This window comes from Campylobacter jejuni, from assembly GCF_049221745.1.
Classification (GTDB): domain Bacteria; phylum Campylobacterota; class Campylobacteria; order Campylobacterales; family Campylobacteraceae; genus Campylobacter_D; species Campylobacter_D jejuni_E.
Genome location: NZ_JBMJAO010000001.1, coordinates 368,402 through 385,594, shown reverse-complemented (window position 1 = coordinate 385,594; position 17,193 = coordinate 368,402). Strand labels below are relative to the sequence as shown.

General features: G+C 30.3%; 15 protein-coding genes and 2 pseudogenes. 5 read left to right on the top strand and 12 right to left on the bottom strand.

Annotation, left to right across the window (positions count from 1 at the left end):
- Positions 1 to 24 precede the first annotated feature (24 nt).
- The 11 genes from ACOTU8_RS01945 to rpmH all read right to left on the bottom strand — a co-directional run bounded on the left by ACOTU8_RS01945 (position 25) and on the right by rpmH (position 11,179).
- Positions 25 to 459, bottom strand: coding sequence for an META domain-containing protein (locus ACOTU8_RS01945; protein WP_422341558.1), 435 nt, complete (start codon positions 457 to 459; stop codon positions 25 to 27).
- Between the two features lie 9 nt (positions 460 to 468).
- Positions 469 to 2,061: a methyl-accepting chemotaxis protein gene (locus ACOTU8_RS01940; RefSeq protein WP_422341557.1), complete on the bottom strand. Its 1,593-nt coding sequence runs from the start codon at positions 2,059 to 2,061 to the stop codon at positions 469 to 471.
- Positions 2,062 to 2,159: 98 nt separating this feature from the next.
- Complete coding sequence (gene purH, locus ACOTU8_RS01935; protein WP_422341556.1) at positions 2,160 to 3,692, bottom strand: bifunctional phosphoribosylaminoimidazolecarboxamide formyltransferase/IMP cyclohydrolase; 1,533 nt, start codon at positions 3,690 to 3,692, stop codon at positions 2,160 to 2,162.
- Between the two features lie 2 nt (positions 3,693 to 3,694).
- Positions 3,695 to 4,465: a DnaJ domain-containing protein gene (locus ACOTU8_RS01930; RefSeq protein ID WP_422341555.1), complete on the bottom strand. Its 771-nt coding sequence runs from the start codon at positions 4,463 to 4,465 to the stop codon at positions 3,695 to 3,697.
- Positions 4,462 to 6,648: a phosphoribosylformylglycinamidine synthase subunit PurL gene (gene purL, locus ACOTU8_RS01925; protein ID WP_422341554.1), complete on the bottom strand. Its 2,187-nt coding sequence runs from the start codon at positions 6,646 to 6,648 to the stop codon at positions 4,462 to 4,464. The genes ACOTU8_RS01930 and purL overlap by 4 nt, the downstream gene beginning before the upstream one ends.
- Positions 6,649 to 6,658: 10 nt before the next feature.
- Positions 6,659 to 7,987, bottom strand: a complete 1,329-nt coding sequence (mnmE, locus tag ACOTU8_RS01920; RefSeq protein WP_422341553.1) for a tRNA uridine-5-carboxymethylaminomethyl(34) synthesis GTPase MnmE — start codon at positions 7,985 to 7,987, stop codon at positions 6,659 to 6,661.
- The gene (locus tag ACOTU8_RS01915) at positions 7,980 to 8,798 is read right to left on the bottom strand and encodes a Jag N-terminal domain-containing protein (RefSeq protein WP_422341552.1); all 819 of its coding nucleotides are present in this window, start codon (positions 8,796 to 8,798) and stop codon (positions 7,980 to 7,982) included. Before ACOTU8_RS01915 ends, mnmE begins: the two co-directional genes overlap by 8 nt.
- Positions 8,795 to 10,387: a membrane protein insertase YidC gene (yidC, locus tag ACOTU8_RS01910; RefSeq protein WP_422341551.1), complete on the bottom strand. Its 1,593-nt coding sequence runs from the start codon at positions 10,385 to 10,387 to the stop codon at positions 8,795 to 8,797. Before yidC ends, ACOTU8_RS01915 begins: the two co-directional genes overlap by 4 nt.
- Positions 10,384 to 10,725, bottom strand: coding sequence for a membrane protein insertion efficiency factor YidD (gene yidD / locus ACOTU8_RS01905; protein ID WP_422341550.1), 342 nt, complete (start codon positions 10,723 to 10,725; stop codon positions 10,384 to 10,386). The genes yidC and yidD overlap by 4 nt, the downstream gene beginning before the upstream one ends.
- Entirely contained in the window at positions 10,722 to 11,048 is a 327-nt protein-coding gene (rnpA, locus tag ACOTU8_RS01900; RefSeq protein ID WP_422341549.1) for a ribonuclease P protein component, read from the bottom strand. The genes yidD and rnpA overlap by 4 nt, the downstream gene beginning before the upstream one ends.
- Positions 11,045 to 11,179 carry a 50S ribosomal protein L34 gene (gene rpmH, locus ACOTU8_RS01895; protein WP_002776864.1) on the bottom strand — a complete coding sequence of 45 codons (135 nt, stop codon included), beginning with the start codon at positions 11,177 to 11,179 and terminating at the stop codon, positions 11,045 to 11,047. Before rpmH ends, rnpA begins: the two co-directional genes overlap by 4 nt.
- A 130-nt stretch (positions 11,180 to 11,309) precedes the next feature.
- On the opposite strand from rpmH, the gene ACOTU8_RS01890 reads away from it, so the two are divergent.
- From ACOTU8_RS01890 to ACOTU8_RS01880, 3 genes are read left to right on the top strand one after another with little or no spacing between them, the layout of a single operon-like run.
- A complete protein-coding gene (locus tag ACOTU8_RS01890) occupies positions 11,310 to 11,789 on the top strand; it encodes a GNAT family N-acetyltransferase (RefSeq protein ID WP_422341548.1) in 480 nt (159 codons plus the stop codon).
- Positions 11,786 to 12,394 (top strand): uracil-DNA glycosylase family protein, encoded by a 609-nt coding sequence (locus ACOTU8_RS01885; RefSeq protein WP_422341547.1) that lies wholly within the window; start codon positions 11,786 to 11,788, stop codon positions 12,392 to 12,394. The genes ACOTU8_RS01890 and ACOTU8_RS01885 overlap by 4 nt, the downstream gene beginning before the upstream one ends.
- A complete protein-coding gene (locus tag ACOTU8_RS01880; protein ID WP_422341546.1) occupies positions 12,391 to 13,581 on the top strand; it encodes a hypothetical protein in 1,191 nt (396 codons plus the stop codon). The genes ACOTU8_RS01885 and ACOTU8_RS01880 overlap by 4 nt, the downstream gene beginning before the upstream one ends.
- On the opposite strand, the gene ACOTU8_RS01875 is transcribed toward ACOTU8_RS01880, so the two are convergent.
- Positions 13,573 to 13,947, bottom strand: coding sequence for a YbgC/FadM family acyl-CoA thioesterase (locus ACOTU8_RS01875; protein WP_422341545.1), 375 nt, complete (start codon positions 13,945 to 13,947; stop codon positions 13,573 to 13,575). The genes ACOTU8_RS01880 and ACOTU8_RS01875 overlap by 9 nt on opposite strands.
- 380 nt (positions 13,948 to 14,327) lie before the next feature.
- Here ACOTU8_RS01875 and ACOTU8_RS01870 point away from each other — a divergent pair.
- Both ACOTU8_RS01870 and ACOTU8_RS01865 read left to right on the top strand, forming a co-directional pair.
- Positions 14,328 to 15,349: pseudogene (locus ACOTU8_RS01870) on the top strand (hypothetical protein); the annotation flags it as partial.
- Positions 15,350 to 15,424: 75 nt separating this feature from the next.
- Positions 15,425 to 17,122, top strand: a pseudogene (locus ACOTU8_RS01865) (ShlB/FhaC/HecB family hemolysin secretion/activation protein); the annotation flags it as partial.
- Positions 17,123 to 17,193: the final 71 nt, after the last annotated feature.

Genomic DNA, 17,193 nt, shown 5'->3' with positions numbered 1-17,193 from the left:
TCGATATTTCAAGGCTTTAGGGTATTATTTAAAAAAGATTTTCATTTCATCATTGCTTAAAACAAGTTTTCCATTTTCATTTGAAATTTTAAAAGTTCCTTTGAAATTTGAAAGGAAAGAATTTTCAAAATCCATTACATCCGTTGGGTGACAAAGCATTTGAGTTGAAGCTACGCGATCACCTTCGATTTGCAAAGTATCCGCCTTAGTTTGGTAAGAGCCAAAAAAACGATTACATCCTGAATAACCATAAAATTTATTATTTTCAAAACTAATATTTGGACTTTCCTCTGCGTTTTTTGGATCAAAAGTTTTACCATTTACTATAATTTTTTCTATTTTGAAAAGCTGATTTTGTACAAGTTCATTATTACCTTTAGAAGCAGATGAAGTAACAGAAGTACTAGCACAACCTGCAAAAAAAGTCGCAGCTAAAGCAATTTGAAGCGTTTTTTTCATTTTATTCCTTTAAATTTGAAATTGGTTAAGTTCGTTTTCGAGATTATGACACACTATTTTTAACTCATCTGCAACTTGAAGTAGAATTTTAGAAATTTCTTCATTCTTTTCACTTACTTCAACATTTTCTTGCATACGAGAAAGTAAATTTTGTATATTCTCTTGGGAAATTTTTATTTTTTCAGTACATTGAGTTACCAAAGCCCTAGCATCTTCGTTACATAATTTAACCTCATTAGCATCATCAACCAATAAAGCGGTGTCATCATTTAAAGCTTGTACACTTTGAGCATTTTTCTTTAATTCTGCGCTAACCTCATTAATACTTTGCAAAAGCTCTTTTGTAATTTGAGCTACATTTCCCAAAAATTCTTCACTGTTCTGAGCCAACTGTCTAACATCCTCAGCAATTACAGAAAAACCTCGTCCAAATGCACCAGCCCTAGCTGCTTCTATACCAGCATTTAGAGATAGCAAATTTGTTTTATCTGCAATCTCATCCATCATTTGAGTTGCTTTTTGTATATTACCTGCTTGATTGACCATGTTTTCAACTTTTTTAGCCAATTCATTTTCATTTTGGGATACTGTTGATACTTTATTAGCAACATTAAACAAAGATTTAAGCATTTGCTCTAATAATAAAAAGGATTTTTCATTGGCACTATTTGCCTTATTTGACAAACTAGCAAGTTCTCCAAGTTCATTGCCAACATTTGCACCAAGTTTAAAACTTTGATCTATTTGTTTATGACTTTGTGAACTAATATCACTTAAAGAAATAGCATTTGAATTTAAAAGATTGCTTTGTTTTTCTACATTTTTTGAATTATGACTTGCACCGCTAACTGCCTTGTGAGTTTTTTCAATAAATTGATTGATATATCCACAAGCTAAAGCAATTTCATCTTGACCTTTAACTGAAATACGAGCTTTTAAATTGCCACTCCCTTGGGCTAATTCTTTAGCATGATTTAAAAGCTCTAAAACAGGCTTTCCAACAACAATTTTAAGCATTAAAAGAACCACGCAAAGGGTAAAAATCAAAGCAATAGCAAATATTATAATATAAGATTGACTGGTTTTGCTTATATCTTTTTGAACACCTTCTAAAGAATGTGATATATCCATAACCCCAATCACACTCCCTATATTAGCATTCGCATGACAAGCAACACAACTTTCATCTGCAATCAAAGGGCGTATCAATCTTAAATGCACAACACCATTTATATTTTCTTCCAAAGCTTGAATTTTAGGATTTGAAAATTGTTCTATAATACGCTTATCATTTGAAATTTGAGGAGCTTTCATCTCAAAAAGATCTATAGTATCTTTCGAAGGATAAATTTTAATATCACTAATACCCTCTATACTTTTTGCATCTTCAATGGCTTCTTTAATTTTTTCAGGATCTCCTAAATTCATAGCCATTCTCATTGTTTGAAAAACAGAAGTACTTACGGTATCTAAATTTGCCCTGCTCATTTTATTAGCAGTATTTTTAAAGTCCAAATTTAAAATCACTTGCATTACAATGAAACTTATAAATAACACCACAAAAATTGCAGCAGAAACCTTAAATCCTATAGTTTTAAACATCACAGTTTCCTAAAAATAAAATTCTTCGGAAATATTTTACACATAATTTATTTAATTTTTATTAAATTATGTGTAAAAAATATAACATTCCGTTAAACTTAATGTAAGAAATGTCTTACTCCTGTGAAATAAAGCGCCATACCATACTCATCAGCCGCCTTTACCACTTCATCATCCCTTATGCTTCCACCAGGTTCTACTATAGCTTTAACCCCTACTTTACTTGCTTCATCTATACTATCTCTAAATGGAAAAAAGGCTTCACTTGCTAAAACGCAACCTTGTAAATCAAGCCCCATTTCTTTGGCTTTAAGAGTAGCTGCCTTTGCTGCATCGATTCTGCTTGTCATACCCATACCTATAGCCACCATAGCACCATTTTTTACATAAACAACATTGTTTGATTTGGTAAATGCTGCTATTTTCATAGCGATTTCAAGATCTTTTAATTCCTCCTTACTTGCCTCTCTTTGACTCATAAGCTTTGCATTTTTAAGTTCATCTTCGTCCACTTCATCGCTGTTTTGATACACAAAACCCCCATCAATATGTTTAAAATCATATTTATCAAAACTGCGGATTAAAAACGGACTTTCTTGAGTGAAAATTTTAATGCGTTTTTTACCTTCAAACACAGCTAAAGCTTTTTCATCCACATTGGCTGCTATAATTACTTCTACATAAATTTCATTGATTTTATTTGCTAAAGCCTCATCAAGAGTTCCATTGATTGCAACTACTCCTCCATAAGCACTGACGCTATCGCATTTTAAAGCATATATATAGCTTTGTACTAAATTTTCTTTTATGGCAAAACCGCAAGGATTTCCATGTTTTACTATAGCAATAGTTGGAGCTTTATCAAAGCTACTAGCTAAATTTAAAGCTGCGTTAATATCGGTTAGATTATTAAAACTTGCTTCGCCTTTAAGGGCTTTGAAATTTGAACCAAAAAAGGCATCAAACTCATATAAAGCCCCTTTTTGGTGTGGATTTTCTCCATATTTTGTATCAAATACTTTTTGTCCTACTATAAATTTACTCGCTCCAAAACCTCCGTTAAAGCGTTCATTCATATAATTTGCAATATAAGCATCGTAATTTGCCGTATGCTCATAAGCTTTTATCATCAAATTTAAACGAAAATTCTCATCATTTTGACCCTTTTTTAAAGTCTCAATGACTTTTTCATAATCAAGCGGATCGCAAAGCACCATCACATCTTTATAGTTCTTTGCCGCACTTCTTATCATCGCAGGCCCGCCTATGTCAATATTTTCAATAATTTCATCAAAATCATCACTCATGATAGTGGTTTTTTTAAAAGGATATAAATTCGCACAAACTAAATCAATGCCTAAAATTTCATTTTCTTTTGCTTGTTTGATATGATTTTCATCGTTTCTTTTGTGCAAAATCCCACCGTGAATCTTAGGGTGTAAAGTCTTTACGCGTCCTTCAAAAAGCTCAGGGCTTTTTGTAAAATCACTCACTTCTATAACTTTTACTCCATTTTCTTTTAAAAGCTTAAAAGTCCCACCTGTTGAAAGAATCTCAAATCCTAAATTTTCAAGCTCTTTACCAAATTCTACTATGCCTTCTTTATCACTCACACTAAGCAATGCTCTCATTTTTACCTTTCTAAATATTTTTTAACTTTTTCATAAGCTTCGTTGATTTTTTGAAATTTCTCTACGCCGATTTTAAGTTCTTCTTCGCTGACATTGTTTGCGTTTAAAATATCAGGATGATATTTTTTCGCTAAATTGCGGTATTGTTTTTTTACCGCATTTAAATCCGCATTATTTGGAAGTTCTAAAATAGCAAAAGCTTCATCAAGGCTTAATTCTTTTTTAGTACTTTTTAAATTTGAAAGACTTGCAATAAAACTATCGAGTTCGCTTTTTGCTATATCAAAGGCTTTAGCAATTTGCTCTAAAATTTCACGCTTTTTAGCATTAAAATCTGCATCGATTAAAGCCATAAAAACAAGCACACGCAAGACATTAAAACGCTCATTTTTAGGTAAAGGCACTTCTTTTAAAAAATCTTTTGCTACATAAAAAGCATCGCTTAAATTTTCTTTATGTTCATTAAAACTTGCTTTTAAAAAAGCTCTTTCTTTCTCATCTTTGGCATTTGCATCTAAAAGATCTTTAATCATTTCAGCTTCATTTTCACTTACTCTACCATCGCTTTTTGCAATTTTTGCTAAAAGTGCGATAACATAGTAATTCATACGCCTTTTAAACTCATCCATTCTTTCTTCCATAACCCCACAAGCAAAACCCTTAGCAAAGCCTTTGGCTCCTCTTGTGGCTGAGTTTAAAAAATCCTGTTTTCCCCAAGTTTTATAATACCAGTAAAACACCAAAACAACGAGTATAATTAAAACTAAAGTCATTGGATTTGCTCTTTAAAACTTTCAAAATAAAGCTTATCAAGTTCAGCTTTGCTTAACTCAATGCTATCAAGTTTAAAATGTTTTTGGCTTGTACTCACGCCTAATTTATAAGCTTTTACTCCAAATTCTTTAGCTAAATTTAAAAAAGCTTCTTCATTTTCTTTACTAAGCCCTACTATAGCACGACTTGCACTCTCATCAAAAATCATTTTTTCATCATCAAAACCACTTGTTAAATTTGCACCTACGCTAGAAATAGCAAACATTTTTGCCAAAGTCATAGCAATACCCCCTATTCCTACACTATTGGCACACTCAAGTAAAGAATTTTGATTGGCTTTATAAAGCAAATCCCAAAGTGCAAGTTCAGCTTTATAATCAAGCTCTTTAAGACTTCCTGATACTTTTTTATCTTGGATTTTCATTACCATAGATCCACCAAATTCTCCCAAACTTTCACCCAAAAGATAAACGCTTAAATTTTCTTTTTCAAAACTAGCTTTTAAGGTTTTGTTTGCATCTTTTAAAACCCCTACGCTTACTATAGTAGGACTTGGATAAATACTTACGCCTTCAGTTTCATTATAAAGCGAAACATTGCCGCTTACTACTGGAGTATTTAACTCTTTACAAGCTTCTTTAATGCCTTCGCAACCTTGTGCGAATTGCCACATCACTTCAGGATTTTGCGGATTCCCATAATTTAAACAATCACTTATTGCCAAAGGCTTAGCCCCTGTGCAAGCAACTTTTCTTCCTGCAGATGCTACTGCTAAAGCTGCTCCTATTTTAGGATTTATATAATTTAAGCGTGAATTACATTCTATAGCCATAGCTACACTTGCGCCATTTTCTTTGATACGAATAACACTTGCGCCTAATTTCCCATCAGCTTTTATAGTATTGGTTTGCACACTTGAATCAAACTGATCATAAATAAAAGCTTTATTATTTATATTTTCATTTTGAAGCATTTGTATAAAAAGCTCTTGAATACTTGATTTTAACTCAAATTTATAGTCTTTAATTTCACTTAAATACCTTGGCTCACTTATAGGACGACTTAAAATCGGCGCTTTTTCACTTAAAGGCTCGATAGGAATAAGTCCTACAAGATCATCATGCCAAAAAAGCTCCATTTTTCCTGTATTGGTAACTTCACCTATAACCACAGCATCTAAATCCCATTTTTTGAAAATTTCTATAATCTTATCTTCATAGTCTTTTTTCGCACAAATAAGCATTCTTTCTTGAGACTCGCTAAGCATTAACTCATAAGGAGTCATACCGCTTTCACGCATAGGAGTTTTATCTAAGTAAAGTTTCATACCGCTACCACTTCTTCCTGCCATTTCAAAAGAACTTGAAGTAAGCCCTGCAGCACCCATATCTTGAATACCCACAATGTAATCAGTTTTAAAAAGCTCTAAACAAGCCTCCATAAGAAGTTTTTCACTAAAAGGATCGCCAATTTGCACTGTAGGACGCAAAGATTTGCTTTCTTCATTAAAGCTATCACTTGCCATAACTGCTCCACCGAGTCCATCACGCCCTGTTTTTGAACCCACATAAATCACAGGATTTCCTACACCTTCAGCCTTAGCATAAAAGATATCTTCACTTTTACAAACCCCTAAAGCAAAGGCATTAACTAAGATATTTCCATTAAAACACTCATCAAAAGCACATTCTCCACCTATAGTTGGCACACCCATGCAGTTTCCATAATGAGAAATTCCATTTACCACGCCTTTAATAAGGTATTTTTGATGTTTGCCGCATTTTTCATCATGAATGTCGCCAAATTTTAAAGAATTTAGCCCTGCAACCACTCTTGCACCCATAGTAAAAACATCACGCAAAATTCCCCCTACTCCTGTAGCCGCACCTGCAAAAGGTTCGATAAAGCTAGGATGATTGTGACTTTCTACTTTAAAAACTGCTGCCATGCCTTGCCCAATATCAATAACTCCTGCGTTTTCTCCTGGGCCTTGAATCACCCAAGGTGCTTTAGTTGGAAAACCATTAAGATATTTTTTACTGGATTTATAAGAGCAATGCTCACTCCACATCGCAGAAATAACCCCAAGTTCTAGCAAATTTGGTTCGCGTCCTAAAATTTCCAAAATTTGTGCATATTCTTCATCGCTGATTTTATGTGCTTTTATGGTTTCTTTATCCATTTTTATCCTTTCATTTTCCCAAACAAAAATTACCAAACATTTCATCTAAAATTTCATCTCTTTGAAAATCTTTGGTAAATCTTGCAAGTTCATTAATTGCTAAATTAAGTTCAAAAGCAAAAAGTTCTAAAGAACTTTCCTCTAAAAGCCCTTTGGCTCTAAAAATCGCTTCACTTGAAATTTTACAAGCATTGATAAGATCTAAAGAACTCACCATAATACCTTCACTATCAAAAGAATTAAGATAATTTTGCAATTCTTCTTTTAACAAAGTGATATCTTTTTGAGCACTAAGCTTGATAAAATTTTTATTTTGAGTATTTTTAAAAACATTTTCCAAATCACTCTTATTTAAAATCCAAAAGATTTTTTTATCAGTATTTGCCAACAATTCAAAAATTTTCTCATCTTCTTTATCTTGCGCTCTTGAAGCATCAAAGACCGCCAAAATAATATCCGCATCTTCTAAACTTTTTTTACTTAAGGCTATACCAATTTGTTCTATAGTATCTTTACTTTCTCTAATACCCGCTGTATCTATAATGCGCAATAAATGCGTTCCTAGTTTAAAACTCTCTTCTATAGTATCACGAGTGGTACCTGCTATATCTGAAACAATAGCTCTTTCATAAGAAAGTAAGGCATTTAAAAGCGAAGATTTGCCTACATTTGGCTTACCTACAATAGCGATTTTAAAACCTTCTATAAGTCCTTTTTTGCTTTGAGAAAGTGTATAAATTTCTTTTAAAATTTTAGAATTTTCCTCACACATGGTAGAAATTTGTTCTAATAAATTAGAAGGTAAATCATCATCAGCATAATCAATGCTAGTCTCTACAAAAGCTAAGGTTTTAACCAAATCTGTGCGAATTTTTTCTAAAAGTTCTCCTAAGTTTCCTTGCATGTTGCGTGCTATGATTTTGGCAGCAAGAGCAGATTTTGAAAATATGAGATCTTGTATATTTAAGGCTTTTAAAGGAGTTATTTTGCCATTTAAACACGCTCTTTTGCTAAATTCCCCTGCTAAAGCAAGTCTTGCCCCAAAACTCACAAGTTCTTCGAGTAAAACTTCACTCACGCTAAATCCCCCATGAGTTTGAAACTCTACTATATCTTCGCCAGTAAAACTATAAGGGGCTTTAAAATATATCATTATAGCCTCATCAATGATTTCATTGTTTTGATTAAAAAGTTTTGTAAAAGTAGCATGGCGGGGGATGAGTTTGGTTTTGTGGCTAAGCCTTAAGGCAAATTCTAAAGCCCTTTCACCGCTTAATCTTACAATAGAAATCGAACCCACACCATGAGCTGTGGCAATAGCCGCTATAGTATCACTCATCTTTTTTGAAAAAGTCGTTTATTACAACAAATCTTTGATCATTATTTTGCTTAATTCCTACATACTTATCTGGAAATTCAGCTCTTAACTGCTCTAAAGCAATTTTTATCAAAACCCCATCTAAAGGTTTAGTTTGTCCGCGTCCATGAATTTTAATTTTTTCAATCACGCTTTGTAAATAAAGCTGCATACCTTGAATTTGATTTTCTAAAAATTGAGCGATTTCAAGACGCACTAAAAGATTATATTTTAAATTGATCCAATTATGCAAAAGATAAGAAATAGCCTTATAACGATGTGCTTCTTTACCTATCATCAAAGCAGCATCCTCCCCATCCAATCGGATCAAAACACAATCTTCATCATACATTCTAAGTTCACTAAGCTCTATTTTAAACTGAGAGCTTTCTAAAAGTTTTATAAGTTGAATACGAATCTCATCTAAAATATCCTGAGTATTGCACGCTTCCTTGCTTTCTCGGTAAAAACTATCAAAAATTTCATCACTTTTTACTGTATATTTTTCTTTTTGGCTTTTATTTTTTTCATTTTTTATTTTAATCTTGTTTTCTTGTTTTGGCTCATGTGTTTCTGGTTTGTGATTTTTTGAACTTGTAAATTCTTTTTTAGGTTTTTTTTTCAAAAACCTTTTTTTTGTTTTAGCCTCTATAATTGCCTTTTTTCTTCCAAGTCCAAAAAAGCCTTTTCTTGGATGCTGAATAATCTCATATTCTAAGTCCATCACAGAACATTCTAAACTTCTTGAAGCTTCTGTTAAAGCACTTTGAAGATCGATGGCTTCGATTTTCATTTTTCATGCTCCGCTTGTTTTTTGTGATGTTCTTTAGCAAATATTTTATTGATAACCCATTGTTGAACCAAAGAACAAAGGTTATTTACAAACCAATAAAGCGTAAGTCCTGCTGGGAAAGTGATAAAGAAAAAAGTAAAAATCACTGGTAAAAATTTCATAATCTTAGCTTGCATAGGATCTTGTATAGTCATAGGTGTAATAAGCTGTTGTAAAAACATCGTTACACCCATTAAAATAGGTAAAATAAAATACGGATCCATTACCGATAAATCATGTACCCAAAACGCCCAAGGAGCTGCTTTTAGCTCAATAGCATTAAGCAAGACACGATAAATAGCAAAGAAAATAGGAATTTGTAAAAGTATAGGTAAACAACCGCTCATAGGATTTGCACCATGTTTTTTATAAAGCTCCATCATGTGCATATTCATTTTTTGCGGATCGCCTTTGTAACGCTCTCTAATATCTTTCATTTTAGGAGCAAGATCTTTAAGTTTATTCATGGAAATCATAGACTTATAAGTTAGTGGAAATAAAATAATGCGCACAATTAAAGTCATCATAACGATAGCCCAACCCCAATTTCCTATATACTGATGCAAGAAATTTAAAAACTCAAACATAGGCTTAGCAATAAAAGTAAACCAACCATATTCAACAACTGCTTCAAGGCGTGGATCTATACTTCTTAAAATCACATGTTCTTTAGAACCTATATAGCCCCCTGCTTTAAATTCATTATCACTATAAGCAAAAACTATAGGGTTTTTATTAGCATCCTTACTGATTGCTACATTTAAAAGTTTATCAAAATTATAAAAGAAAGTTGCATAGTATCTATCAAAAGCCGAAGTCATTACGACACTATTAGCACTTTCATCCTTTTCTATATCTCCATCTTTATAAGTCTCGATGGTTTCTTTATTGTCCATTACCAAGGCGCCATGAACTGTATAACTATCTACGGCAATATTAGGACGATATCCTGGACTTATAAAATAATTTGCATTCTTGCTGAGTTTAACTTCTATCTCATAATTTCCTTTTGGATAAAAAGTAATATCTTTTTCAATTTTCAATCCAGAAAGATTTTGGGTGAGTTTTAAAACTTGACTTCCATTTTCATCAACAAAAAGATTGCTAGCATTAGCGACATAAGGAAATTTAAAAGCCTCTGAGTTAATACTTGGATCACTAAAACGCATTTCTAAAGGATAAGGACTATTTTCCTTGCTAACAAGATTTATAAATTCCCCTTTCTCATTTTGGTATTTTTTATCTTTCAAATAAAAAGCAGAAATTCTACCAAAAGAGTCAATTTGCGCTTCAAAATGTTTGCTTTGAACCTTAGATATCACACTATCTTGCGAAACTAAAGCCGCACTTGGAGTATTTGTGGTGGTATTTTGTATATTAGGAGTGCTATTTATGCTTGTGTTTTGTTGATTTTGTTGTGTAATATTTTGTTCTATTTTTAAAGGTTGCTTTGGAATGAAAAAATAATCATAAACAACAAAAAATAAAAAAGAAATCACAACAGCCAAAAGTATACGCTTTTGCTGAAAAATATTATTTGAATTATTCACTGATTTGTCCTTTTAAAGATGATTTTTATAAGATAAAAACTTTTATTTTTATAAGGTATATATAAAAAACAAAGTTGTTTTTTTGCTAAAAATATAGGCTTAAAACATAAATTCATAGGATAAAAATTTTTAGAAATCCTAGGATAATCAAATCCCCCTTTAAAAAAAGGGTTACATCTTAAAATTCTAAAAAAAGTAGAAAAAAAAGCTAGAAAAAAATTCTTTTTTTGAAACTGCCAAAGCGCATACTCAGAACAACTAGGATAATACCTACAAGCAGCGGGTTTTAAAGGGCTTAAGAATTTCTGATAAAAACGGAGTATTTTTAGGCATATCATTTGAAACATTCTAGTTTTTTCAATCCCCATTTTAGATTTTTTTCTAACCTAGAAAAAGAAAGTTCAGTGATTTCATTTTTAGCTACAAAAATATATTTGCCGTTTTGAAGACATCTTTCAAACTTAGCAAACAAAGCCCTTAAAATTCGTTTTGAACGATTTCTAACCACTGCTTTTCCAACTTTTTTGCTAGCAACAACTGCTATTTTTTTTTCATAACTATTCAGATAAAAAATGATCACACCTTCGCAATGCCATTTTTTACCTACTTTATATACAGATAAAAATTCCTCGTTTGTGCTAAATTTATCAAAATTTTTCACACAGCAAGTCTTTTTCTACCTTTAGCGCGTCTTGCATTGATCACCTTACGACCATTTTTAGTTTTCATACGAACACGGAAACCATGAGTGCGTTTTCTTGGAGTGCCATGCGGCTGATAAGTTCTTTTCATTTGATTTTTCCTTAAAAAATTATAAAATAAACTTGTATTTTATCTTAATCTTACTTATAAATTGCTTTTGATTAAGAGTAATTTTTAAATTCTTTTGATAAATTTTGAAATTATTTTTAAAAGGTTAAAAATGCCAGAATTTAAAATTATTGATTTAAGACAAGAAGATTTAGACATTCTACAAGAAATGATCATAGAATTTGCAAAATACGAAGATATGTTAGATTTTCTTCAATGCACGAAAGAAAAACTGGAACATTCTTTATTAAAAAATAAATTTGCTCGTGCATTTTTGTTAAAAGAAAATGAAAAAACTATAGGCTATATGATTTATTTTTATACTTTTTCATCTTTTTGGGGCAGCGGTGGAATTTATCTTGAAGATATTTATATACGAGAAGATTTTCGTAAAAAAGGTTATGGAAAGGCTGTTTTTAAATTTTTAGGAGAAATTTGCAAAAAAGAAAATTTAAAAAGACTCGACTGGGTTTGCTTAAATGATAATATTTTAGGTATTAATTTTTATGAAAGTTTAAACGCTAAACATCTTAAACAATGGAGAAATTATCGTCTAAGTGGAGAAAATTTAGAAAAATTGTGTGATTTATGATAAGAAGTCTTTATTATTTAAAAGCTATGGGGTTTAACTTTGTTGATACACATATAAACCACTTTAAACAAGCGCAAAATTTTCAAGAATTAAAACAACTTGTTTCATCTTGCACCTTATGCCAATTTTCCAAAACAAGAAAATTTAGTCTTATGGAACCTAAGATAAAAAATGCCAAATTGCTAATTCTTGATGTTTTTGGGCAAAAGAGTGAAAATGAAAGTGGAATTTTACTTAATTCAAAAAAAGGTGAAAAATTAAAACACTATATTTATCAAATTTTAGAGCTTTGCGATGAAGATTTTTATTTTTCTTATTTATTTAAATGTTTTTGTAATGGAAAATTTGATGATTTTTCGCTACAATCTTGCTTACCATTTTTCTGGAACGAACTAAAACTGATTCAACCTGATTTTTTACTTTGTCTAGGAGAATACACATTTAAAAGCTTGGGATTTAAAGATTATCACATTTTAAAAGGTGAAGTTTTTGCTTATAAAAATTTTTTCATAATGCCAAGTTATGATTTAGATTTTATAGAAAAAAATCCAAGTTATGAAAAAAATTTCATACAAGATTTAAAAAAAATTAAAGGATTTTTATGAAAAAAATATTTTTAATATTTTTCTTATCTTGCTTTTTGCTTAATGCAAAAGAGCAAAAATTAGTCGATGTAAAACCTGTTGAAAATTTTTATCCTAAATTAAGCGTTCAAGAATGCAACACAAACTGTCTTTTTGATCTTTTAGAATCAAGATTGTATCTTAGCTTTTTAAGTGAATTTTCAGATCAAAACGATCAATTTTTATCTAATGTTTATGCAAAATTATTAAATTCCATTACCGATTTTGAAAAGAATGTTCAAAAAATTACTTCTGTTAAACTTGCGATAATTATCCCAGAAAAAACCATAAAAAGTTACTCAAATACTATAATAAATTCAAGCATAGCCTATCTTTTAAGACAAAGAGCTGAAATCAAAGTAAAAGTTTTTTTAACCGGTACAGAAGATAGTGATAAAATTCGAGCCGCACTTGATGCAGCACAAGCTCAAGGATATCAGTATGCCATAGCTGGATTTACCCTAAAAGGTGTTAATGAGTTGAAAAATTACTCAGGAAATATGAAAATTTTTATACCGACTATCCATAAAAATAACATACAAATTTCAAATCAAAATATTATCTTTGGAAGTATTGACTATGATGCTCAAATTGCCACACTTTTAAGCAAATCAAACGCTAATATCGCAATATTTAGTGATGGCTCTGCCTTATCAAGCAATCTAAATTCAAGAATTCTTGCTCAAAATAATAATGCTAGAATATATACCATAGAAGGCGAGAAGCTTGATTTTAGCAGGCTTTTAAGATCGCAAGGTGGAGTTAATAATGCCTCAATATTTTTTAACACTCCATTAATTAAAACAGCTCTAGCAAGTTCTCAACTAAGAATTTATAACATTCATCCTTATGTACTTTTATCTACTCAAATCAACTATAATCCAACATTTTTAAGTTTAACACAACAAGGAGATAGAGAAAATTTCATCATTGCTAATTCTATCAATAACCACGATGATAACTTAGTCTATCTTAATGAAATTTTTAATCAAAGTATAGATTATAACTGGATTGCTTATGCTACTAGTATAGGAGTTGATTACTTTTATACTGAATTCTTAAATAAAAAAAGCGATAGCTTATTTGATGAGAAAATCAAAAATTCTCAAGTTGATTATAAAATACGTCTTATGCAAGGCAAACAAGCAAGCTTTGAGGAATTAAAATAATTCTTCAAAGAACTTTTTTAACTGCATATCCATTCTAGCTGGTTTTTCGTTTTTAATAAAAGCTAAAGTTAATTCCATTTTAAAAAGCAAAATTTCACCTTTATAAATTTCTTGCAAAATTTCCACAGAAGCATTTTTGACTTCTAAAATTTTTGTTTTAATCTCTATCATATCTCCAAGTTTTGCAGGTTTTAAGAAATTGCAATTTGCTTTTACAAGTAAAAAATGCCCCTTAGACGCATCAAAAATATCTACTTTTTTATTAAAAAAAATTTCACTTCTTGCTCTCTCACAAAATTTTAAATAATTACTATGATACACCACTCCACCCGCATCAGTATCTTCATAATACACACGTATTTTCATCGCTTTACCTTAAAAAATATTTTACATTTAAAAAACATTAGATTATACAACGGAAATTCTTTGATATCGCTTTTTAGTTTATATTAAAAATTTCCGTCCAAACTTAATTTAATAAAGCTTTTTAATAATATTAAATATATGTTATAAAAATAAAATTAAAAAATAACTTTTTTTATTATTAATATTATTTAAATATTTTATTTATAATTAATATATTTAAGAATATTATAATTATAATTACGCTTACTTTTAATAATATTTACAGATATTGTTAAATAGTTAAAATATAATAATCAATATTCAAGGACATCTAAGCCAGTTATTAAGTTTTTTAACTTCACGGGGCGGGGTATAGAGAAAATTTTTGTTTTAAACTTTCTATTGTTACCTTTTTAAGTATCAACGCTTTTTTGGTCACTTAAGCAAATACTACAGACAATCTAAATTTCAATATTCCAGAGCATTATTTTAATGATAACGAACTTTATGGTTATAAAAAACTCCAAGGTATAAATTATTATGCTAAGAGTTCTAAATAAGATATTAACAATATTACTTTAATTTATAACAATCCTAAATCAAATATTACAAATATAAACAATTTAAATTTTAAACATTATTTACTCACTCCTGATATGAGAGAAGATGAAGTTCTTTCTTTTAAAACAAGATATAGTGTTAATACTATAAAAACAGTTAGAGTGCTTTCTTTTTTAATCACAGCAAAAACCGATCATGCTAATGCAAGTTATAATAAACTTGTATTAGAACAAGGAGAGTTTAGTTCAGTTTTTTATCTTAAACCTAAAGATACTCATATAAAAACCCTAGTAATTCTAAAAGTGATCAACCCATGAATTTCTTAATGAGTTCTACCTTTATTCATTATAGTAATGCAAGCTATAACCAAACCATACTTCAAAAAGATGCCCATATTAGCATGGGAGTTGAGAACACTTATGATTTAGCCTTAAATGGTGCTCTTTATTTAATCGGAACTATAGCCACTTACGGAGATTCTACAAATAATAGTTTAAATATAGAAGCAGGTAGTAGTGTAGAGTTTTTTACTTCCTTGCCTAAAAAAGATAAAAATGGTAATAATACCTTTGATGGAAGAATCACTCACCTTGTAGGTGGTTTAGCTTATCAAGGTAATGTAAAAAACAATAAAATCTTTATCAAAGATGCTAATATGATTATCCGTGGCCCAAGCAAAGCTTATGCTAGTTCAGCTGCTGCTCATATTAGCGCAGGTTATAAGATAGTAGAACAGATAAAAACTTTCAAGCCAGTAACAATCTTTAAACATAGATGGTTTTAATCTTGATATGTGTATGAACCATGATAAACAACCTCTACTTATAATTCTGTTTTATTTGCTGATTTTTGGAGTGGAAAACCGAATAAAGACAAGCAGTTTAGCTATCTTAAGCCTTTATGCTAGTGATACTAAAGATAATAAAAAACCATACAGATGTTAAAACAATCTCCTTATAAAGAAGATGCTAACTTAAAAACTACAAAACACTTTAAAAGTAAAAGATGGAGTGATTATCATAGATCATTCTTAATACTAGTGATGATAATAATTCAAAAACCATCAACACAAAGAAAAACACTCAAAAAGATAATAACAACACTCAAAAAAATCAACCTAACTTGTCTAATGATAATACTTTAAAAACTAAAACCCCAAATTCGAACGCTCCTTCTTTAAAAAATACTTCTAAAGAAGAATCAGTTAGCTTTAGCTTTCAAAAACATAAACTTTAAAGATCTAGGTTTAGATGAACAAGTTTTACAAGAAGCCTTAAACGATTACAAAAAAAGAAAGTATTTCAGTTCAAAACTTACAAGATATAGCCATATCATTTCTTATTATGTTCAAGTTAGTGGTTATTCTGCTGCTACAGCTTATATCCCACACAACAAGAACTAAAAGATCAAATTCAAATTAATATCACCTTAGGAGTTTTAGGTAAATATGTGGTTCAAAACAATTCTAGTTAAGAGATTATACTATAGAAAGTAAATTACCTAATCATAAAGGTGAAATCATCACTACTAAATTAGTAGAAGATGCAGTTTATAAAGTCAATAAAATGTATGACATACAAACCCTTGCCTCTTTAAAAGCAGGAGATAATCTAGGTGAAACAGATGTAGTGATAGACACTGCCCCTAGTGATAGCTTTGTTTCTGTATTGTTTTATGGGGATAATTACGGTATAAAAGAATCAGGCAGATATAGAGGTGCTAGTATGAGTTTTAATAATATAGCTCATCAAGGAGATAGTCTTAATGCTTATTTACAAAGAAGCGATGAAGCACAAACTAACTATGGTATAAGCTATACTACTTTCTTAGAGAATTTAAAAATCACTCCAAGTTATTCTAAAAGAAACTATGCTTTAGGGGAATTTGGAGAGAATTTGACTTTATAGGAACTTCTGAAAATCTAGGCATAGATTTAAAATATCCTTTGTGGATTACTACTTATAATTCTTTTTATTTAACCTCGAGTTATTATCATAAAAAGTTTAGTGATTCTAAATTTGATATTTTAACCTTTGATAAAAGCTCTGATACGATAAGCTTTGGTATAGAAGAGGTTTATAATGGCATTAGTAATGATAGTTTTTCTTATAGTGCTAATGTAAGCTATGGTAATGTTAAAGATGAAGGTATGACTATAGTAGGTATAGGATTAAACAAAGTAGGTGGAGTAGAATTTGGAAAATTTGCTAAGTTAAATGTCATCTTAACAATGCTTATTTCTTTAATGATACCTTTACTCATCTTTTTAGTTTAAATTATCAACAAGTTATCAATGGATCTACATTAGGTAGCAGTAAAACCATATCTTTAGGAGGTCCTTATGGAGTAAGGGCTTATAATAATGGAAATAATGCTGTAGTGGCTAGCTTTGGACTTAGAATGGCTACTCCTTTAAAAGATTTTTATATCACTCCTTTTTATGATATAGGTTATTCTTGGATATGAGAATGATTCTAAACTATACAGAGCAAGTGGAACAAACTATATGGATGCTTATGGTTTACAACTGCTTTATAATAAAACAGGAAATTTTTATGTTAAGCTTGTTTTAAAGAAGTATAAACTAGATGATGATTATAGATCTAAAGTTTATGTAAGCTTTGGGAAGTATTTTTTGAGTTTTAAAAATTTATTTTTGATCAAATATTTAATGCATATGAGATTTATATTGCCATAAAAGCTTTT